Origin of the sequence: Lawsonibacter faecis (assembly GCF_014287675.1) — a bacterium.
GTDB lineage: Bacteria > Bacillota > Clostridia > Oscillospirales > Oscillospiraceae > Pseudoflavonifractor > Pseudoflavonifractor faecis.
This window is the reverse complement of the sequence record NZ_JACOPQ010000015.1, coordinates 58,542-77,136: the sequence shown is the minus strand read 5'-3', so window position 1 is coordinate 77,136 and position 18,595 is coordinate 58,542. Positions and strand designations below refer to the sequence as shown.

Sequence of the window (18,595 nt, the reverse complement as noted above, 5' to 3'; positions counted from 1 at the left end):
ATTGGTGATAAATTGTAGCCGAATCAAGCGGGACAAAGGGTGCGGGGGAGTGGTAGGATGAAACAAACGCGCACGGCGGAGCCGTCGGCGCGGCAGGAGGGATGCATATGAAAAACCGAGCGGTTCCGGGGCTGCTCTGCGCGCTTTTGCTGCTGTCGGGCTGCACGGCGCGCTCCCCCATCCCGTCCCGGACGGCGGCTGCTACTCCGCTCCCGGCATCAGCGCAGGCAGGGGGTGACCTTGCGCCCGACGACCCCGCTCCGCCCCCGGACCCCGCCGACAGCGCCGGGGACCCGCTGGAGGGACTGGTCGGCTACGCCAGGGCCTATGCTGAAAAGGTGAATGAGATGGAGGCTGAGGCTGAGGGCTTGAGATACGCGCTCATCTACCTGGATGAGGACAATGTCCCGGAGCTTGTGGCTGGAAGACCCGGATATTTCGTGAGCGTGTACCAGTATGCCGGCGGCGAACTTTACGCTGTTATGGATCAGTGGGGCTATGGGGCCATGGGGAACCACGGGTATGAATACATCCCCAAGGGAAACGTAATCCGCAACTATAACGGGGACTTGGCTGGGGCGATCATGTATGTGACCTACCTGAAGATAAATGGTCGCCATGAAACAGAGTCCTATTATAAAGATGCGCTGTCCAGCTGGATGTTTGAGGATACAAACGGCAATTATCAGATAGATGAGGACGAGCCGCTCGGCGTGGAGGCGTATTATTACTACGGCGGCCAGGAGATCTCCGCCGCGGACTTCCACTCCTATTTGATTCAAGGCGAGTATGAGTCTATCGCAGGGGACAGAACGGCTACCGAGCTTCTGGCGCAGCTGCGGACCCTGGAAATAAAAGAAGAGTACGGGTTTGACGGGGAGACGGCCTATTTCACCTGTGTGGACGAGGCGGACCGGCTGCTGCTGGAGCTGTACTTTGACGAGGAGGCGGGGAAGGGCTGCGGGTTTCGCTACGATGTGAGTGCCGCCGCCGGACCGCCGCCGGCCTTCGTCAGCTTCGCATTTAACGGCGTTAAAAGCGGCGTGTGGGAAGACGAGGGGCCGTATTGTGTGAAATCGTTCTATGGTACGGACGGCGCGGAATATGTCAGCGACTATCAGGAATTTTATGAGTATAACGAAGCGGGGAAGCCCGTCTGCTTCCGGTCGACTGGAGTTGACGAAGACCGTCCGACGGACGAGCCCTTCACTGTCGTCCACATTGATTTCCTGTACCGGGACAATGGGACCCTGTGGAGCAAGAAATACGGCCATGATGCCCTGCTGTTCGGCACCACGTATTCCCCTGCGTATCTTTATTATGACAGGCGTGAGCGTGTAACAAGGATAGACTGCTACATCACCCACGGAAGTCTGGAGTATTACTTCGTTTACAAAGACGACGGCGATCGGCCTGATTACTGCCTGAAGCTGGATTTTATGGGAGACTGTCTCGCGGGCATGGTCCGGTATTGACAGAGGACCTGCTTTCCGCGGTTTTTATCTCAGGCCGCCGGGGACCGCCGCCGCGCGGGACGGGATGCAGTCCGGGCCGGCGAGCGGATTACCGGCCGGGGAATCGAAGCACTATAAAAGCGAGGCCCGTTGATGCCAACGGACGCCTCGCTTTTATAGATTGGTTTTTAAGGCCGCGTCGGCGCGGAGATACAGTTACCACCCGTCTGCTTATCCGGCGGGCGCTTTAATTCTTTAAACTCTGCATCGGCGCGGGGATACGCCCGCCCCGGTGGATGAACTCGCCGCTTGCGAAGGGGTGCACCGGCATCACCGGCGCGCTGCCCAGCAGCCCGCCGAATTCCACCGTGTCCCCCACCTTCATGCCGGGGGCGGGGATGATGCGCACGGCGGTGGTTTTGGAGTTGACCATGCCGATGGCGGCCTCGTCGGCGATGATGGCGGAGATGGTCTCGGCGGTGGTGTCGCCGGGGACTGCGATCATGTCCAGGCCCACCGAGCACACGCAGGTCATGGCCTCCAGCTTGTCCAGGTGGAGAGCGCCGGACGCGGCGGCGGCGATCATGCCCTCGTCCTCACTGACGGGGATAAACGCGCCGGAGAGGCCGCCAACGTGGGAGGAGGCCATGACGCCGCCCTTCTTGACGGCGTCGTTGAGGAGGGCCAGGGCGGCGGTGGTGCCGTGGGTGCCGCAGACCTCCAGGCCCATCTCCTCCAGGATGCGGGCCACGCTGTCCCCGACGGCGGGGGTGGGGGCCAGGGAGAGGTCCACGATGCCAAACGGCACATCCAGCCTGCGGCTGGCCTCCTGGGCCACCAGCTGGCCCATGCGGGTGATGCGGAAGGCGGTCTTCTTGATGGTCTCGGCCACCACGTCGAAGGGCTGGCCCTTCACGCTCTTGAGGGCGTGGTGGACCACGCCGGGGCCGGAGACGCCCACATTGATGACACACTCGCCCTCGCCCACGCCGTGGAACGCGCCGGCCATGAAGGGGTTGTCCTCCACGGCGTTGCAGAAGACCACCAGCTTGGCGCAGGCGAAGCCGCCCCGGTCGGCGGTGCGCTCCGCCGCCGCCTTGACGACGCGGCCCATCTCGGCCACCGCGTCCATGTTGATGCCCGCCTTGGTGGAACCCACGTTGACGGAGGAGCAGACGAAGTCGGTGACGGCCAGGGCCTCGGGTATGGAGGCGATGAGCTTCCTGTCCCCATGGGTGCCGCCCTTCTGCACCAGGGCGGAGAAGCCGCCGATGAAGTTTACGCCCGTGGTCTTGGCGGCCTCGTCCATCGCCACGGCAAAGGGGACATAGTCGTCGGTCCGGGAGGCACCGGCCACCAGGGCCATGGGGGTGACGGAAATGCGCTTGTTGACAATGGGGATGCCGAATTCCCGCTCAATGGCCTCGCCGGTGGAGACCAGCTTCTCGGCCTTGCGGGTAATCTTGTCGTAAATCTTCCGGCAGGCGGCCCTGGGGTCGCTGTCGCAGCAGTCCAGCAGAGAGATGCCCATGGTGATGGTACGCACGTCCAGGTGCTGGTGGTCAATCATATCCAGTGTTTCAAGGATGTTCTGATGGTTGAGCATAAAATAATCCTCCCATTCGGTCATTCGCGCCGAGCGGCGCGCTCAAGCGTTTTGGGCGGCGCCCAAAACCTTGCCGCAGGGGCAATTTATTTGTCCCGAGGATGTAAAATCACGGGGTCCCCAGGGTGCGTAAGCGCCCTGGGGTGGCCGATCAAATCCAGGGTGTCCAGTATCTTTTGATGATTGCACATATGGGTCACGGTGCCTCCCCTCGCGCCTGCGCGCGGAATCAAATCTGGTACATGGCGTGGAAGATATCTTCGCGCTGGGCGTGGATCGCCATGGAGAGCTTGGTGCCCGCCTCCTCGAGAGCCACGGACAGGTCGGCGAAGGGGATGTCCGCCTGGGACACGTCCACCAGCATGGTCATGGTGAAGTAGCCCTGGAGAATGGTCTGGGAGATGTCCAGAATGTTGACGTTGTGCAGGGTGAGCAGTGTGCTGACGGTGGCGATGATGCCCACCTGGTCCTTGCCGTTGACGGTGACGATGGCGCGCATAGGGGTTCATCCTTTCTCTTGTTGAAAATGTTATGATGTATAGAAGCGGAGTTTCATCCGGCCGATCGCGCCGGGCGCGACGGTTTCCCAGGCCCTGTGCTGAGGCGGAAAACAGCTCTCATTGCAGCTCGTCCAGCGTCAGGCCGAATCCTGGCAGGAAGTGGGTCAGAAAATAATCCACCTCAGGCAGCGCCGTGGCCTTCACCGCCTCCAGCGTCTGGCGGGCGGCGGCCTCAAATTCGTGGTTGCCGGCCTTCAGCTCCTCCAGGCATTTGATGTGGGCGGAGAGCTTGTCCGCGGCTTTTACCAGGGCGTGGAGCGCGCTGTCGTAGTCCTCCCGGAGATAGTGGTCGTAGGAGGGGCGCAGCTCCTCGGGCAGCATGGACAGCAGCTTCGCGGCCGAGGTGGCCTCCACCTCCTTGTAGGCGTCGCGGATCTCGGGGTTATAGTACTTCACGGGGGTAGGCAGGTCGCCGGTGAAAATCTCCGGCGCGTCGTGGTAGAGGGCGGCCACGGCGGCCTCGCCGGGGTCGCAGGGCACGCCGAACACATCCCGCCGGATGACGGCGAGGGCATGGGCCAGAACGGCCACCATGTGGGAGTGCTCCTGGATATTCTCCTGAAAGGTGTTGCGCATCAGCCCCCAACGGCTGATATACCGCATCCTGGAGATAAAAGCAAAGAAATTGTACGCCATAGGCGGTCCTCCTGATGATACCAAAAGCGGAGTCCTCTGAGAGACAATCTCCAGAGGGCTCCGCCACGTTGGCTGACTGATGGAAATTACTCGGCGGCCTCGGCGAGGAAAGCGGAAATCTCCTGCCGGAAAGCGTCGGCGTCCGCGTCGCTCCCGTGAAACTCCACCTTGACGCTCTTGGCCAGGTCCAGGGAGAAGAGGCCCATGATGGACTTGGCGTTGATGACATACCGCCCGGAGAGGACGTCCACCTCGCAGGCGCAGCGGGTGGCGGCGTCCACGAACTTCTTTACGTCGCTGATGGAGGAGAGGGATACGAAAAAGGTCTGCATAGCGGGTACCTCCTGTGGTTTGGTCTGTACAATCCGCCGGACTGCTGATAAAATAGGAGCGGCCCAGAGTTAGCACCCTACCATTATAGCACCGGGCCGCCAAATTACAAACACAAATTCCCGGCGGGGCGCAACTTGCGCGTTTTGTACGAGGCGCGCCGGGTAAACACCATGAAATTCTGCGAGGTATGACCATGCGATGTGCAATCTACACCCTGGGCTGCAAGGTGAACCAGTACGAGACCCAGGCCCTTGAAACCGAACTCAAGCGCCGGGGCCACGAGCTGGTGCCCTTTGAAACCGAGGCCGACGCCTATATCGTCAACACCTGCACCGTCACCGCCGTGAGCGACAAGAAGTCCCGGGGCGTCATCCGCCGGGCCCGGAAGCGCTGCCCCCGGGCTGTGGTGGCGGTCTGCGGCTGCTACGCCCAGACCGACCCGGAGGCCGTGGCCGCCCTGGGGGTGGACCTGGTGTCCGGCACCGGGGACCGCATGGGCTTTTTGGGCGAGGTGGAGCGGCTGGCCGACGAGCGGGCGCGCTTCGACGGGGCGGAGCCGCCCATCGGCGCCTCCGTCTCCGCCCCGGAGATCCTGGTGGACAACATCATGACCCACCGCGCCTATGAGCACCTGAGCGCCGGGGGCCTGGCCCAGCGTACCAGGGCCATGCTCAAGGTGGAGGACGGCTGCGTCAACTTCTGCACCTACTGCATCATCCCCTACGCCCGCGGCCCGGTCCGCTCCCTCCCCATGGCGGAGGCGGAGGCGGAGGCGAAGCGGCTGGCGGAAGAGGGGTACAGGGAGATTGTCCTGACCGGCATTGAGATCTCCTCCTGGGGCCAGGACCTCAGGGACGGGACAGGCCTCATCGATCTGGTGGAGGCGGTCTGCGCCGCGGCCCCCGGCGCGCGGGTGCGGCTGGGGTCTCTGGAACCCCGGACCATTACGGGGGAGTTCTGCCGCCGCGCGGCGCGCCTTCCCAATCTGTGCCCCCATTTCCACCTCTCCATGCAGAGCGGGTGCGACGCCACTTTAAAGCGGATGAATCGGAAATATGATACCGCGCGGTACTATGAGAGCGTCAGACTGCTCCGTGAATCCTTTGCCCGGCCCGCAATTACCACGGATTTGATTGTGGGCTTTCCCGGCGAGACGGAGGAGGAGTTTGCCGACACACTGGCCTTTGTGGAAAGGTGCGCCTTTTCCTCCATGCATATCTTCCCCTACTCCCGCCGCCCGGGCACCCCGGCGGCCGGGATGTCCGGCCAGATTCCCAGGGCGGAGCAGGAGGCGCGCGCCGGCCGGGCCGGACTCCTGGCCGCCCGGCTGGAGGGGGAATATCTGGCCGGGTGGGTGGGGGCGACCCTGCCCGTCCTCTTTGAGGAGGAGAAGGACGGCTGCTGGCGGGGCCATGCCCCCAACTACGTGGAGGTACGGGCGCCGGCGGCGGAAAATCTCCACAATGTGCTCGGAAATGTGGTGATTACCGGCGTACAGGATACCCGGCTCATGGGCGTGCTGGAATCGTAGATAAAATGCGTTCCCCGCCGCCCGGGCCTCCCGCCGCCCGGGCTGGACAGCGTCCCGGCGGGTGGGGGATGCGCGGCATTCTGCGCGGCTAGCTTTCTCCGCGCCCGCTTATGGCATCCCATCTGCCCCTGCCCCACTCGATCCACCCCTCCAGCCGTTCCCGGGGGAGGAGGTAATTGATGAGCAGGGACATGACCACGCCCACGCCTGTGTCAAACATGCGGTTGAGGGAGTATGAGATGTAGTTATCCGGGCCGATGCTGAACAGCAGCAGGCACAGCACCACGCCGCCGGGCTGCACCGCGCCTACCCAGAAGATCTGGGCCAGGATAATCAGGATGACCACGCCGATGAAGAGCAGGGGCACCAGCAGAAGGTGATGGCCCCCCTCGGGGTAAACGATCAGAAAAACCCTATAGAGTCCCATCCCCAGAAAGCCGCCGATAATGGTGCCGAAGAGGCGGTTCCCGCCGTGGAGCTTGGAGTGCTCCATATTGGCCCCCATTCCGAAAATGGCGCCGATACAGGCAAAGGCGGGGTTTCGGTCGGGGAGGAGGAGAAAGTATAGGAGGGCGCAGAGGGTGGCGGAGCAGGCGGTCTTGATATTGCGCAGCCCCACGCCGGGAAAGCGGCGTTTTTCAGCGGTTTCCATAGATTGGACAACTCCTGTTGCAATTTTCATCAGACTCCCATAGTGTAACACAGCGCCAGAAAAATGGAAATGATGGGAATTCCACGAAAAAATCCCCCCAGATTTGGGGGGATTGGTCCATGCCGACGAAGATGCGCCCCAGTGGTGGGGATTAAGGGGCAAAACAGGCCGGATGACTGAAAAATAGGCGGTAAAAAGGAAATTTAAATGAGCGGGGGAAAACGAACCGGCGCATACCTCCTGCGTGCGGCGGAGGCTGGGAAAGCATTACGGACTGCCGTGCGTTTGCCCGCTGATATGCAGCACGCCCTCATAGATGAGGTTTCCCAGGTCCGCAATTGCCTTCCAACGGGTCTCGTCGGCGCTGATATAGTAGTAGTTTTTGGTCCCGTCCTTTCTCATGCTGACGATCCCCGCGTCCTTCAGAATTTGCAGGTGGTGAGAGGCCGAGGGCCTGGTGAGGTGCGTCCTTTCCGCAATCTCGCCGACCCGGACGCCTGACAGATCGCTCTGCAGGAGGACGAACAAAATGAGCTGCCTCGTCTCGTCGCCGATTGCGGTAAAAGCCTTGCGGCACTCCCGGAAGCCCAGGGTTATCTGCTCCAGCCGCGCTGAGCACTCACGGTCCAATTCCATCAAGCACCCGCCCTTATAAATATGTGACGTCCAGCGCCTCCCGCTGTGCGGAGCGCCGGTAATTTACCTTGGGATAGCCCAATACCAGTGTGGCTGCCACCCGCTTTCCTCTGGGAATGCCCAGCGCCTTCCTGAGCCTGCCGGAGCGGTTGGCCGCTATGGTAAAAAAGCCGCTGAACAGGACGCCCAGCCCGTGGGCCTCCGCCACGAATTCCATATTCTGCGCCGCGAGACAGCCGTTAATCTCTTCCTTCGCGGCGATGACGATCACCTTGGGCGCATGGAAAAAGAAGAAGTGGTCGTCAATCTGAATCCGCTTCGCCATGGGGCTGAACAGATTCGCCAGGGGCTTTACCCTACGGAACAGCGCCGCAGCCATCTGCTCGAACTTGGCCTTCTCCCTGTCCAGCACAATAAAGGAGAGATCCTGCAGATTTTTGGCAGTGTGAGTCAGCCGCCCCGCCTCCAGGATCTGTTCCAGCACTCCGCTCGGGATATCCTGCGCCTGGAACTGCCTGATGGTCCGCCGGAAACGGATGACGTCCAGCACCTGTGACGGGTCCAGCGGACGCCCGCCGTCCCGGGAGATCGGCGCCTCCCCGTACCCGCTGATGGATACGGCGCCCCGGGGGCAGATCGCCGCGCAGTGCCCGCACAGTACGCAGTCAGGGGTGAGGATAACCGCTTTCTGCGCCCGTATCTCAATATTACGGGCAGCGCAGTCCGCCTTACACAGCCCGCACCCGATACAGCGCTCCGTATCGACTGTAATCATATGCTCCGCCATCAGTATCGCCGCCTTCGTTCAAATTCATGAACGATTATAGCAGAAAAACGCGCCTTCGCCACATCCGTAAAGAAAGAGGCTACCAATAGGGCTGTGCCCATAGGGGGCAGAGCATACCTCCGCCCGGGTACGGCCCTTCCGTCCGCGGGGCTCTTTTCATTTAGAATAAGCCGTAGGAGTAGGACTCGGCCAGCCCGGCCACGATAAAACTCAGCAGAAAAACGCCGCCCTCTATGAAGTGGTCACGGGTCAGCCGGACTTCCCGCCGCCGCTCCAGGTAGCGCGCCGTGCCGTCCCCGCGCAGGGCCATGAAAAATACGGTCAGACGCAGGAGCATACACAGCACCCCAACCAGGGTATAGGGGCTGACCATCAGCTCCACGTCCCGAACGTAAAAGAGGTCGGTGACACGCTCAATGAACTGGAAGGTCCCCAGGACAAATACCACCAGCCCCGGCCAGCTCCCCCGGAAGAAGGCCCAGAAGACCACGGCGGAGGGAAGCAGGGTCAGGGCCGTGAGGAGGATGAAGGGCAGCGAGCGGGGGAGGGACAGCATCCCCCGGTAGGGAAGCAGCGTCTGCACCGCCATGAGAATGAAAATCACGCACAGCAGAGATCGCAGATAAAAGCGCCCGCTGCGCTCGGTAGCGGAATAGTCCATCCCGTCGCCTCCTCTTGACCGTTGAGAGTAGTTTAGCATGAAAAGGACCCTGTGTAAACGGTTGTGGGGGAACAAAAAATATGGTATGATACCTCAATACAAGCTTTGTCGAATACGGAGGAACGCCTATGAGCCGCGCGGATGAACTGTTTATTGAGAACTGTAAAGATATCCTCTCCCACGGGACCTGGGATACCGATTTGTCCGTCCGACCCAGGTGGGCGGACGGGGAGAGCGCCCATACGGTAAAGCGCTTTGGAATTGTGAACCGCTACGACCTGCGCGCCGAGTTCCCTGTCCAGACCATCCGCAGAATGGCCTTCAAGAGCAGCGTGGACGAGCTCCTCTGGATTTGGCAGAAGAAGTCCAACAACATCCACGACCTGGGAAGCCGCATCTGGGACGCCTGGGCGGACGAGGCCGGCTCCATCGGCAAGGCCTACGGCTACCAGCTCGGCGTGAAGCACCACTACGCCGAGGGGGACATGGACCAGGTGGACCGTGTGCTCTACGATTTGAAGCGCAACCCCTCCTCCCGGCGGATCATGACCAGCCTCTACAACCACCACGACCTCTCGGAGATGGCCCTCTACCCCTGCGCCTGGTCCGTGACCTTTAACGTCACGGGGAAGACCCTCAACGCCATCCTCAACCAACGCAGCCAGGATATGCTCACCGCCAACGGTTGGAACGTGATGCAGTACGCAGCACTGGTGCACATGCTCGCCCAGGTCTCCGGGCTGGAGGCGGGGGAGCTGGTCCACGTGATTGCCGACGCACATATCTACGACCGGCACGTCCCAATCGTGGAGGAGATCATCGCCCGCACGCCCTATGAGGCCCCCAGGCTGGTGATGGACACCTCCGTCACCGATTTCTACGCCTTTACCAGGGACAGCCTGAAACTGGAGGGCTATCAGTCCCACCCGCTGGACGTAAGTATCCCCGTGGCGGTTTGACGGAGCGGGAGGGAACTGGAATGAATCTGATTGCCGCCGTGGACCAAAACTGGGCTATTGGGCATCAAAACAGGCTCCTGGTCCGCATTTCAGCGGATTTAAAGCGCTTTAAGGCCCTCACAATGGGGCATCCGGTCATTCTGGGCCGTAAGACCCTGGAGACCTTCCCGGGCGGAAGACCCCTGCCGGGCCGGGAGAACTATATTTTATCCACCAACCGGGCCTTTGAAGTGGAAAACGCCAGGGTGCTCCACACGATGGGGGAGGCTCTGGCGGCCTGTCCGGCGGACGCCTTTGTCATCGGCGGAGAGAGCGTCTACCGCGCCCTGCTGGGCGTGTGCGACACCGCCTATGTGACCAAAATCCACGCCGCATACCCGGCAGACGCCTGGTTCCCCAATCTGGACGCCCTGCCTGACTGGGTTTGTTCCACAGAGGAGCCGGCCATTGTGGAAAACGGCGTGACATTCCACTACACCGTCTATCAGAGAAAGAAGTGAGCCGTATGTACGCCGACGAAATCCGCGCCTTTGTTCCCCACGATGAACAGGAGGCGACCGACAAGCGCATCATCCTGGAGTATATTGAAAATTACCCCGACACCGTTCTTACCCGCGAAAATGAGTACGCCCATATGACCAGCTCCGGCTTCGTGGTGAACGCCGACGCTACCAAGGTGCTTATGGCCCACCATAATATCTTCAAAGTCTGGGCCTGGACCGGCGGACACGCCGACGGCGACCCGGACTTTCTGACCGTGGCCCTCCGGGAGGCTTGGGAGGAGACCGGGATTACCCATATCCGCCCCCTCTCCACAGAGATTGCCAGCCTGGACGTCCTGCCCGTATGGGGTCATGTGAAGCGGGGCAGGTATGTCGCCGCCCACCAGCACCTGAACGTGAGCTACCTCCTGGTGGCCGACGAGGCGGACGGCCTCACCGTCCGGGAGGGGGAGAACACGGACGTGGCATGGCTCCCTGCCGAGAAGCTCACGGAGATCACCAACGAGTGGCAGATGGACTATGTCTATCTGAAGCTGCTGGACCGCGCCCGGGCGCTGCTTCACAGGGGATAGAAGAGGAAACGATCGGCATGTCTCATTGGATAGGGGGCGGGCCTGTGCATTTTGCGGCAATTCAAGTGGACAATTCAGTCCGCGGGATCGAAAACAGATTATGCATGATCGAGCGGCTTCTGGCGCAGGTAAGAGACGTTGATTTTGTCATTTTACCGGAGCTTTCCACGCCGGGCTATATCCCCACCCCGGAGATATGGGACTATAGGGAGCGGGAAGGGGCGCTGACAAAGGCCTGGGCGGTCTCCATGGCGCAGAAATACGAAATGTACATCGGCTGCGGTTATCTCGATCATTCCGGCGGCGAGTACTATAACGCCTATCTGATAGCGTGTAAAAACGGCGTCTGCGGCTTCGTCTATAAAGAGGAGCCTGAGTCAAACCTGTTCAAGCGGGGCAGATTTCCCCACATCATTCAAACCCCGCTGGGTAAGATCGCGGTGGCAATCTGCTTCGACGCACATAGAGAGTGCTTTTATGAGAGCATCAAAGAAGAGAAGCCGGACCTGATCCTGATGCCCCACGCCTGGGCAATGTCGGTGGACGGCAGCGGGAGGGTCAGAGGCGAAAACAGAGTAAAAATCGATTTTTTGGGCAGTACCTACGCCGCGGCCTTTGGGGTCCCCGTCGTCTTCTGCAATGCGATTGGCGCGGTGGACCGCATGGCGGGAATCACGGGGCTGCTGATGAAGGACTTCAAGCTGGCGGGGCAGTCCGGGGTCTATCTGCCCAATGGCCATGCCATCCGTTTTGAGGACAGGGAGATAGGCTTATTTGAGCTTGCCGTCACAAGTCCGGGGCAGCGGCTGCGGGAGATCCCGTTCTACGGCACCTATATCGACGAGGGCTCGAAGCTGTTTCGACATGTTGTAATCCCGCTTGATATACGAAAAGGGACCAGGGAGTACGAAAAGCGCAAGCGGCGGGGAGAAAAGGCAAAAAGTAAAAAGTAAAAACCTGTGCCCGAAGGGGCCTGAACCCCAAATAAGCCGCCCGGGAGACTCTTTGTCTCCCGGGCGGCTTATTTTTGCTGTGGATGTGGTTCCATTCAGCTTTTTACTTTTTACCGTTTACTTTCAGCGCCAGCAGCGCGAGGACGATCGACGCCCCGCCCAGCGCGATGCAGCACAGGAGCATCAGGTTCGCCCCGCCAACGGGGAGCGCGCTGCCGATGTCCAGCGCCCGGCCGGAGATATAGCTGCCCAGCATCCCGCCCATGCCGTTGGAGGCGACCATCATCACCGTCTGCCCCCGGACCCGGTCGGCCTCGGGCACCGACTCGTTGACAAAGAAGACCGACGCGGGGGTGAAGAGTCCGTAGCCCAGCATCTGCAGGGGCTGGGCCAGCATGACCCCCAGCATGTTGAAGGCGAAGAAGAGCGCCGCGGCCTTCAGGGTGGTAAAAATCATGCTGATGAGGATGAGCCTGCCGCTGCCCAGGCGGCGCAGGAGCTTCTGGAAGAAAAAGGCGGTGGGCATCTCAAACCCGGCCATGACGAACAGGGCCAGGCCCAGATCGGCGCTGGTGCCGCCCCGGCTCTCAATGACGTTCACAAGGAAGTTGCTCATGGGCAGGCAGGCGGTGAGTCCCAGCAGAATCGCCGCCAGCATCAGCGTAAAGCGGGGATTGCTCCTGAGCAGGTACCACACCGAATGGGGCTTCTCCGCCGGAGCACCGGCGGGGGCGGGCGCAGCGTGGAAGGCTGGATAGGTACACACCAGTGCGATGACCAGCACCACCAGTCCCGCGTGGGTGATAAGGGTGCTCTCCACCCCCCAGCGGGCCACCTGGAGCCCCAGCACCACGCAGGTGAGGGCGTAGGCCATGGAGCCGATGCCCCTGCCCAGGCTGTACCGGATGGGGACCCCGGCGTTGATGAACTGGATAGCCATGGCGTCCATCAGCGGGTAGGCAGAGATCTCAAAGCCGCCCAGGATGACGAAGACCGCCACGGTTCCGGCCATACCCATGGGCATGGCCGTGAAGAGGAGGCCCACCACGAGGGAGAGCGCCAGTGAGGCGGAGACGATGTGCTTGAGGGGGATGCCGGGATGCCGGTCGGCAAAGCCGCCCAGCAGGGGCTGGCAGACGATGCCCGCCAGACAGCGCACGGCGATGAGCAGCCCCACGTCGCTGTTGGAGAAGCCGCGCTGCTGCAGCAGCGCGGCCTGATAGGCGCAGATACCCGCGAACATGGCCCAGTAGGCCGCCTGCATGACGATGTACTGCAGGTCCAGCCGCCGGACGGAGGGCATGGAGTTGGTGTGGTCCAAAAGGGCACCCCCAATGAAGTGTGAAAAGAGTATGGTAAAATGAAAAGGAACAGGGCCGTAAACTCGGAATTTCCTTTAGGGTGTATCTGAAACGTCGGAGTGGTGTGGATTCCAAGGAAAAATGGTACGGCAGGACGCGGTTTCCGCCGATAGACGCGCCGCCTGGACGTTTCAGGTATAACCTAATATCGAAATCCGGGCTTTTCCTCCGCGCCGAAGAACTGGAACAGCTCCGGCAGGCGGGTGGAACTGGCGGTATACATGACGCACACCAGATCCGGGTCCAGCCACTCGATATAGTCCAGCACATTTTCCTTGAAGTAGCGCAGATCGATGGTGACGACCTCCGAGCAGTTCAGCGCCAGGAAGGGGGCCAGAACGCAGGAGTAGGAGTCCCGGATGAGGAGAATCCGGGGTCCGTCCGGGTTGAAGTGGTTGGTCATGCGGGCCAGGTTATAGTCCCCGCCGGCATAGAGGGTGTAGGGGTTGCCGCCGAAGTAGTCCCTCTCCGCCACCCGCTCCGGGAAGAGGAGGGACTCCTCAAAGGGGCCTGTCCGCTCAATGGCGTTGAGGGGCACGGAGTAGGTGAAGCTGGTCTCGAACTTGGGCTTCCAGAGGGTGATGTCGTCGGTCCCGGCGTAGAGGGTGCCTACCCGCTTGCCCTGGCTGCCCAGGAAGTAGTCCTCATAGACCATTTTCTCGTAGCTGTCCGGGTCGGTGAAGAGGGCCGGAGCCTCCATGCCGTAGTGCTCGTCCAGGCATCGGCTCAGAATCTGATACCCCGCAAAGCCGCCCTCCGGCGTCCAGTGGTGGTCGGTGCGGAAGAAGAAGGCGGGGGCGTCCGGCTGCGCCGCCGCAGCCTCCATGCCGGGGCGCAGATCGAGATAGTCCACGCCATTTTCCGCCAGCACGGACAGCAGACTGTCGGCATAGCCGTTGCCGTAGTCGGTGACGCCGGTGGGCAGGGCGTCATTGCTGGCCTTCTGGGGGGCCTGGATATAGAGCAGGGGCAGGTCGAACTGGTCTCGCAGCGCCCGGTCGAGCTGGACCAGTGCCTCGCCGTGGGGGGTGACGTCCACCGGCTCCCGGCTCAGGTTCTCAAAGGTCAGCGCCCCGTCGTCCATCTTGACCACGGTATAGTCCGCTTCTGCCATATCCACGATGGCCCTGCGGCCCATGAGCCGCTGCACGCCGCCGAAGAGCTGGATGAAAAAGTGGGAGCGGTCCAAATCCTGGTTGGCGGCACCCTCCGCCCCGGTGACCAGGGCCGTCACATCTCCGCTGCGGACAAAGTTCTTGAGCAGGGTCTCCAGCTTGCCCTCCTGGCCGAAGAAGGAGCTGGCCAGAATCAACAGCCCGGCCAGCAGCCCGGCCAGGAAGAGGACGGCGGTCATACTGTGCTTGCGTTTCATCATTCCGCCCCCTTAAAAGTTGAAGTAGATGAAGGGGTTATAGGTCCCCTTGACGATGAAGCAGACCGACAGCAGGAAAATCGCCATCAGACAAACGCCGGAGAGGGCGTCCCAGGCGGGCAGCAGAGCGCCGCTTCGGAGCGAGCCGACCTTCCCCCGCAGCCAGGTCCCGATGGGCGCGGCGCAGAGGGCCGCGGCCACGATGAAGAGGGCGTACTCCCGCAGATAGAGGAAGAACTGCCCGGAAAAACCGGCAATTCCGCCGCCCAGGTGAAAGAGCACCTGGAAGTAGCGCCCCGCCGCGGCCAGGGAGTCTGACCGGAAGACCACGCAGGTGAGGACGAAGGCCGTGAAGGTATAGAGCCAGCCCCAGAACTTGGGCCAGCCTTTGCCCAGCCCCCCATATTTCTCCCACATCAGAAGGCCGTAGTTCAAAAGCCCCCACACGATGTAGGTCCAGTTGGCCCCGTGCCAGATACCCGTGAGGAGCCACACCACGAAGAGATTCCGGGCCACCTTCCACTGCCTGTCCATTCTGCTTCCGCCCAGGGGGAAGTAGACGTAGTCCCGGAACCAGGTGGTCAATGAGATATGCCACCGCCGCCAGAACTCGCTGATGGAGGTGGAGATATAGGGGTAGTTGAAGTTCTCCAGGAAGTGAAAGCCGAACATGCGGCCCAGGCCGATGGCCATGTCGGAGTAGCCGGAGAAATCGTAGTAGAGCTGAAGGATGTAGCACACCGCGCCAAGCCACCCAAAGGCCACCGAGGAGGGCGCGCCGCCGCCGAAGGCAGTGTCCGCCACCACGGCAAGCTGATTGGAGAGCAGGACCTTTTTCCCCAGTCCCACAAGAAAGCGGGACACACCCGAGGAGAAGTCCGCCCAGGTCTCTCTCCGCCCGTCGATCTCGTCCGCAATCGTGGTGTACCGGACGATGGGACCGGCGATGAGCTGGGGGAAGAGGGAGACATAGAGCCCCACCTTGAAGGGGGAGCGCTGGACCGGGGCGTCTCCACGGCTCACATCCAGCACGTAGCTCATGGCCTGGAAGGTGAAGAAGGAGATGCCGATGGGCAGCTCGATGACCGGGATCATGAACTGGAAGCCCAGCAGGTTCAGGTTGGTCAGCACAAACACCAGGTACTTGAATACGAAGAAGATGGACATGTTGAAGACCACCGTGCACACGATGGGGAGCCTGCGGCTCCAGCCCTTTCGCCGCGCGGCGTCCACCCACAGGCCGAAGCCGTAGTTTGCCAGGATGGAGGCGATCATCACGAAGACGAACCAGGGTTCCCCGAAGGCGTAGAACAGCAGGGAGGCCGCCAGAAGCAGTATGTTCTGCCCCTGCCTGTGTCCCCGGAAGGGCAGATAGTAGCACAAGAGCACCACCGGCAGGAAGACGAACAGAAAGATGGAACTGGAAAACAGCATAAGAGAGGTTCTCCTTCAAGAGAGAGAATACGGGCAGCGCGCGGTTTGGGCCGATTGGCCGTGTTGACGTTTATCAAACAAGGCCTAGGTCAAATACTTGCCCACAAAGGGAATCCTGCCGATGACCCACGCCGCGGCGAAGGAACAGAGGAAGACCAGCGCCGTCATCAGCGGCACTGCGGCCACCGGGGGGATGGGAAGGGCGGTAAGGCCGAAATGGCGGAAAAGGGTGATGAAGAAGTCGTGGACCAGATAGATGCCGAAGGTGACCTTGGCGATCCCGGCCAGGCTCCTGCGGCGGCCGCGCTCATCGCTGACCCCCAGAAGGTAGCGGAAGAGCACAAAAACCGCCACCGCCATGGCGGCCACGTTGGGGGTCATGTAGTCGTAGAGAGTGCCCACCAGACTCCCCGTCTTTTGGGAGAGGGCCGACGTGCCCCACACCGTCGCAGCGCCGCCGGCCACGCCCAGGATGTAGATAATGACCTCTGCCAGCCGCCCCAGGGAATAGGTCCTCAGGTAGTACCCCGCCACGTAAAACCCCACGTAGCCCATGACCATGTGGAGGTTCAGCCGGGCCAGGTAGGTGGAGACCGTCTGGCTGGGCCGGAACTGGAGCAGGGTGGGCAGCAGGAAGGCCACCACAAAGCAGAGAATGAAAAAGTAGTGGAAATCCCTCCGGCCGGCCCCGTGGACGAAGGCGCGGAGAATGGGCGTGACCAGATAGAGCCCCAGAATGACATAGAGGAACCACAGGTGGTAGTGGGTGTTGCCCAGCAGGGCGCTTCTGAGGGCGGAGAGAATGCCATCCCAGGTGAAGCGCCCGCCCACCCGGCCAAAATCCGCAATGGCGTACAGCGCGCCCCAGACCACCAGGGCCGTGCAGACCCGCAGGATATTCCTGAAAAAGAGGCCCGGCAGCGTGAGGCCCTTCTTGGGGTCCAGCATGAACATACCCGAGAGCATGACAAAGAGGGGCACACACCAGCGCACCAGGCCGTCGTACACATTGTACACCGACCAGGCGGCGGAGCTTACCCCCACGTCGTAAAACCAGATGCTGCACACGTGGATTACCACGACCCCGAAGGTGGCCAGCACCCGCAGCAGGTCGGCGTAGGCCACGCGGCCGTCGACGGTTTTCGCCATGGCTTACCCCCGGCTGGGAATGATTTCGATCCAGTAGCCGTCCGGGTCCTCAATGAAGTAGATGCCCATGGCCGTGTTCTCAAAGCAAATGCACCCCATGGCCTCGTGGCGCTTGTGCAGTTCGTCGTAGCGGTCGGTGACAAAGGCCAGGTGAAATTCGCATTCGCCCAGGTCGTAGGGCTCGGCGCGGTCCTTCAGCCAGGTGAGCTCCAGCTCGAAGCCGGTCTCGCCGTCGCCCAGGTACACCAGCTTGAAGGAGCCGTCCCCGGCCTCCTTGGTGCGCACGGGGGCGAGCTCCAGGGCCTCGGCGTAGAACTTCAAAGAGCGGTCCAGGTCCAGAACGTTAAAGTTAAAGTGAGCAAAACGCAGCATACGGCACAACTCCTTCTGTATTTATCAAATCGGTTTTCTAGTATAACATACCGCGCGGGGGAAGAGCAAGGACGGATGTCACAGGCAGTTGAGCGCCCGGGGCAGGGGCAGGGCCCCCGCCCACGGCGAAACCAACGGCGGCTCCGCGGGAGACCTTTTTTTATCCGCCGCGGCTGCGCACCATGCGGGCGCGTGTGGGCGGCGCCTACCCGCCCAGCACCTGCTCGGCGATTCTTCTCCCGGTGGGTGTGGCGGCAAGCCCCCCCATGCCCGTCTCCCTCAGTGACGCGGGCATGGCGTCGCCCACGGCCCGCATGGCGTCGATGACCTCGTCGCAGGGGATGGCGCTGGTGACGCCGGCCAGGGCCATCTCCGCGCAGGAGAGGGCGTTGACCGCGCCCATGACGTTGCGCTTGACGCAGGGGACCTCCACCAGCCCCGCCACCGGGTCGCACACCAGCCCCAGGGTGTTGGCCAGGGCCATGGCGCAGGCGTGGGTCATCTGGAAGGGCGTACCGCCCATTACATGCACCAGCGCGGCGGCGGCCATGCCCGAGGCGGAGCCCACCTCGGCCTGACAGCCCCCCTCCGCCCCGGCGATGGAGGCCCGGGAGGCGATAACCTGTCCGAACCCGGCGGCCACGTAGAGAGCCTGGGTCATCACCTCGTCCGAGAGCCCGTCCCGGGCCTGGAGGGGCAGGAGCACGGCGGGCAGCACGCCGCTGGCCCCCGCCGTGGGGGCGGCCACGATGCGCTTCATGCAGGCGTTGCACTCGCCGGTTTTGAGGGCGGTGGCGATGACCTCCCGCAGGAAGGGCCCGCACAGCTCCGCGCGGCTCCCCTCCACCTTTCCGCCCTCGCCCCCCACCAGCGCGCTGGTGGAGCGGAGGGCCGGGTCGTACTGCCCCACGCTCTCCTGCATGGCGGTCCAGAGCTTTTCCATGTGGCTCCAGGAGTCCGCCGTCACCACGCCCCGGTCCCGGCAGTCGTCGTCCCGGATGGCCTGCCACAGGGGGACCTGCCCGGCGGCGCGCAGCAGCCCCTCAACGGATGTAAACGCCATA

General features: G+C 62.0%; 20 protein-coding genes. 6 read left to right on the top strand and 14 right to left on the bottom strand.

The features are described from left to right. Positions 1-107: 107 nt before the first annotated feature. Positions 108-1,475 (top strand): hypothetical protein, encoded by a 1,368-nt coding sequence (locus H8S62_RS15640; RefSeq protein ID WP_186920223.1) that lies wholly within the window; start codon positions 108-110, stop codon positions 1,473-1,475. 226 nt (positions 1,476-1,701) lie between these two features. Here H8S62_RS15640 and H8S62_RS15635 read toward each other — a convergent pair whose 3' ends face one another. From H8S62_RS15635 to H8S62_RS15620, 4 genes are all read right to left on the bottom strand, one after another. Then, positions 1,702-3,060, bottom strand: coding sequence for a PFL family protein (locus tag H8S62_RS15635; RefSeq protein WP_155150098.1), 1,359 nt, complete (start codon positions 3,058-3,060; stop codon positions 1,702-1,704). A gap of 229 nt (positions 3,061-3,289) precedes the next feature. After that, positions 3,290-3,559, bottom strand: coding sequence for an ACT domain-containing protein (locus H8S62_RS15630; RefSeq protein WP_155150100.1), 270 nt, complete (start codon positions 3,557-3,559; stop codon positions 3,290-3,292). 118 nt (positions 3,560-3,677) lie between these two features. After that, positions 3,678-4,256 carry a 5'-deoxynucleotidase gene (gene yfbR, locus H8S62_RS15625; protein ID WP_186920222.1) on the bottom strand — a complete coding sequence of 193 codons (579 nt, stop codon included), beginning with the start codon at positions 4,254-4,256 and terminating at the stop codon, positions 3,678-3,680. Positions 4,257-4,342: 86 nt separating this feature from the next. After that, positions 4,343-4,588 carry an HPr family phosphocarrier protein gene (locus H8S62_RS15620; protein ID WP_155150104.1) on the bottom strand — a complete coding sequence of 82 codons (246 nt, stop codon included), beginning with the start codon at positions 4,586-4,588 and terminating at the stop codon, positions 4,343-4,345. Positions 4,589-4,782: 194 nt separating this feature from the next. On the opposite strand from H8S62_RS15620, the gene mtaB reads away from it, so the two are divergent. Next, positions 4,783-6,120, top strand: coding sequence for a tRNA (N(6)-L-threonylcarbamoyladenosine(37)-C(2))-methylthiotransferase MtaB (gene mtaB, locus H8S62_RS15615; RefSeq protein WP_186920221.1), 1,338 nt, complete (start codon positions 4,783-4,785; stop codon positions 6,118-6,120). Between the two features lie 88 nt (positions 6,121-6,208). Here mtaB and H8S62_RS15610 read toward each other — a convergent pair whose 3' ends face one another. The 4 genes from H8S62_RS15610 to H8S62_RS15595 all read right to left on the bottom strand — a co-directional run bounded on the left by H8S62_RS15610 (position 6,209) and on the right by H8S62_RS15595 (position 8,856). After that, positions 6,209-6,772, bottom strand: a complete 564-nt coding sequence (locus H8S62_RS15610) for an FUSC family protein (RefSeq protein ID WP_186920220.1) — start codon at positions 6,770-6,772, stop codon at positions 6,209-6,211. Between the two features lie 267 nt (positions 6,773-7,039). Continuing rightward, positions 7,040-7,402: an ArsR/SmtB family transcription factor gene (locus H8S62_RS15605; protein ID WP_155150229.1), complete on the bottom strand. Its 363-nt coding sequence runs from the start codon at positions 7,400-7,402 to the stop codon at positions 7,040-7,042. Positions 7,403-7,421: 19 nt separating this feature from the next. After that, positions 7,422-8,195 (bottom strand): nitroreductase family protein, encoded by a 774-nt coding sequence (locus H8S62_RS15600; protein WP_186920218.1) that lies wholly within the window; start codon positions 8,193-8,195, stop codon positions 7,422-7,424. Positions 8,196-8,355: 160 nt separating this feature from the next. After that, positions 8,356-8,856 (bottom strand): hypothetical protein, encoded by a 501-nt coding sequence (locus H8S62_RS15595; protein WP_186920216.1) that lies wholly within the window; start codon positions 8,854-8,856, stop codon positions 8,356-8,358. Between the two features lie 128 nt (positions 8,857-8,984). Between H8S62_RS15595 and thyA the strand changes: the two genes are divergently transcribed. From thyA to H8S62_RS15575, 4 genes are read left to right on the top strand one after another with little or no spacing between them, the layout of a single operon-like run. Next, on the top strand, positions 8,985-9,815 hold the full coding sequence (gene thyA / locus H8S62_RS15590) for a thymidylate synthase (protein ID WP_155150114.1): 831 nt from the start codon (positions 8,985-8,987) through the stop codon (positions 9,813-9,815). Positions 9,816-9,835: 20 nt separating this feature from the next. After that, on the top strand, positions 9,836-10,315 hold the full coding sequence (locus tag H8S62_RS15585; protein ID WP_155150116.1) for a dihydrofolate reductase: 480 nt from the start codon (positions 9,836-9,838) through the stop codon (positions 10,313-10,315). A 5-nt stretch (positions 10,316-10,320) separates the two neighbouring features. Next, the gene (locus H8S62_RS15580; RefSeq protein ID WP_186920215.1) at positions 10,321-10,890 is read left to right on the top strand and encodes an NUDIX hydrolase; all 570 of its coding nucleotides are present in this window, start codon (positions 10,321-10,323) and stop codon (positions 10,888-10,890) included. After that, complete coding sequence (locus H8S62_RS15575; protein ID WP_186920213.1) at positions 10,824-11,843, top strand: nitrilase-related carbon-nitrogen hydrolase; 1,020 nt, start codon at positions 10,824-10,826, stop codon at positions 11,841-11,843. The genes H8S62_RS15580 and H8S62_RS15575 overlap by 67 nt, the downstream gene beginning before the upstream one ends. Positions 11,844-11,946: 103 nt before the next feature. Here H8S62_RS15575 and H8S62_RS15570 read toward each other — a convergent pair whose 3' ends face one another. From H8S62_RS15570 to sdaAA, 6 genes are all read right to left on the bottom strand, one after another. Further along, positions 11,947-13,164 carry an MFS transporter gene (locus H8S62_RS15570; protein ID WP_243255780.1) on the bottom strand — a complete coding sequence of 406 codons (1,218 nt, stop codon included), beginning with the start codon at positions 13,162-13,164 and terminating at the stop codon, positions 11,947-11,949. A 182-nt stretch (positions 13,165-13,346) separates the two neighbouring features. Next, positions 13,347-14,576 carry an alginate O-acetyltransferase AlgX-related protein gene (locus tag H8S62_RS15565; RefSeq protein WP_186920212.1) on the bottom strand — a complete coding sequence of 410 codons (1,230 nt, stop codon included), beginning with the start codon at positions 14,574-14,576 and terminating at the stop codon, positions 13,347-13,349. 12 nt (positions 14,577-14,588) lie between these two features. Next, positions 14,589-16,010 (bottom strand): MBOAT family O-acyltransferase, encoded by a 1,422-nt coding sequence (locus H8S62_RS15560; protein WP_186920210.1) that lies wholly within the window; start codon positions 16,008-16,010, stop codon positions 14,589-14,591. 84 nt (positions 16,011-16,094) lie between these two features. Beyond that, positions 16,095-17,159: an acyltransferase gene (locus H8S62_RS15555; protein WP_186920208.1), complete on the bottom strand. Its 1,065-nt coding sequence runs from the start codon at positions 17,157-17,159 to the stop codon at positions 16,095-16,097. A 3-nt stretch (positions 17,160-17,162) separates the two neighbouring features. Further along, entirely contained in the window at positions 17,163-17,531 is a 369-nt protein-coding gene (locus H8S62_RS15550) for a VOC family protein (protein WP_155150127.1), read from the bottom strand. Positions 17,532-17,736: 205 nt separating this feature from the next. After that, positions 17,737-18,594, bottom strand: coding sequence for an L-serine ammonia-lyase, iron-sulfur-dependent, subunit alpha (gene sdaAA / locus H8S62_RS15545; RefSeq protein WP_186920206.1), 858 nt, complete (start codon positions 18,592-18,594; stop codon positions 17,737-17,739). Between the last annotated feature and the right edge of the window lies 1 nt (position 18,595).

Excerpts from the sequence above, each read along its gene's own strand:
- H8S62_RS15640 (WP_186920223.1), top strand. The coding sequence starts at position 108 with ATGAAAAACCGAGCGGTTCCGGGGCTGCTCTGCGCGCTTTTGCTGCTG.
- H8S62_RS15635 (WP_155150098.1), bottom strand. The coding sequence starts at position 3,060 with ATGCTCAACCATCAGAACATCCTTGAAACACTGGATATGATTGACCAC.
- H8S62_RS15630 (WP_155150100.1), bottom strand. The coding sequence starts at position 3,559 with ATGCGCGCCATCGTCACCGTCAACGGCAAGGACCAGGTGGGCATCATC.
- yfbR (WP_186920222.1), bottom strand. The coding sequence starts at position 4,256 with ATGGCGTACAATTTCTTTGCTTTTATCTCCAGGATGCGGTATATCAGC.
- H8S62_RS15620 (WP_155150104.1), bottom strand. The coding sequence starts at position 4,588 with ATGCAGACCTTTTTCGTATCCCTCTCCTCCATCAGCGACGTAAAGAAG.
- mtaB (WP_186920221.1), top strand. The coding sequence starts at position 4,783 with ATGCGATGTGCAATCTACACCCTGGGCTGCAAGGTGAACCAGTACGAG.
- H8S62_RS15610 (WP_186920220.1), bottom strand. The coding sequence starts at position 6,772 with ATGGAAACCGCTGAAAAACGCCGCTTTCCCGGCGTGGGGCTGCGCAAT.
- H8S62_RS15600 (WP_186920218.1), bottom strand. The coding sequence starts at position 8,195 with ATGGCGGAGCATATGATTACAGTCGATACGGAGCGCTGTATCGGGTGC.
- H8S62_RS15595 (WP_186920216.1), bottom strand. The coding sequence starts at position 8,856 with ATGGACTATTCCGCTACCGAGCGCAGCGGGCGCTTTTATCTGCGATCT.
- thyA (WP_155150114.1), top strand. The coding sequence starts at position 8,985 with ATGAGCCGCGCGGATGAACTGTTTATTGAGAACTGTAAAGATATCCTC.
- H8S62_RS15585 (WP_155150116.1), top strand. The coding sequence starts at position 9,836 with ATGAATCTGATTGCCGCCGTGGACCAAAACTGGGCTATTGGGCATCAA.
- H8S62_RS15580 (WP_186920215.1), top strand. The coding sequence starts at position 10,321 with ATGTACGCCGACGAAATCCGCGCCTTTGTTCCCCACGATGAACAGGAG.
- H8S62_RS15565 (WP_186920212.1), bottom strand. The coding sequence starts at position 14,576 with ATGAAACGCAAGCACAGTATGACCGCCGTCCTCTTCCTGGCCGGGCTG.
- H8S62_RS15560 (WP_186920210.1), bottom strand. The coding sequence starts at position 16,010 with ATGCTGTTTTCCAGTTCCATCTTTCTGTTCGTCTTCCTGCCGGTGGTG.
- H8S62_RS15555 (WP_186920208.1), bottom strand. The coding sequence starts at position 17,159 with ATGGCGAAAACCGTCGACGGCCGCGTGGCCTACGCCGACCTGCTGCGG.
- H8S62_RS15550 (WP_155150127.1), bottom strand. The coding sequence starts at position 17,531 with ATGCTGCGTTTTGCTCACTTTAACTTTAACGTTCTGGACCTGGACCGC.
- sdaAA (WP_186920206.1), bottom strand. The coding sequence starts at position 18,594 with ATGGCGTTTACATCCGTTGAGGGGCTGCTGCGCGCCGCCGGGCAGGTC.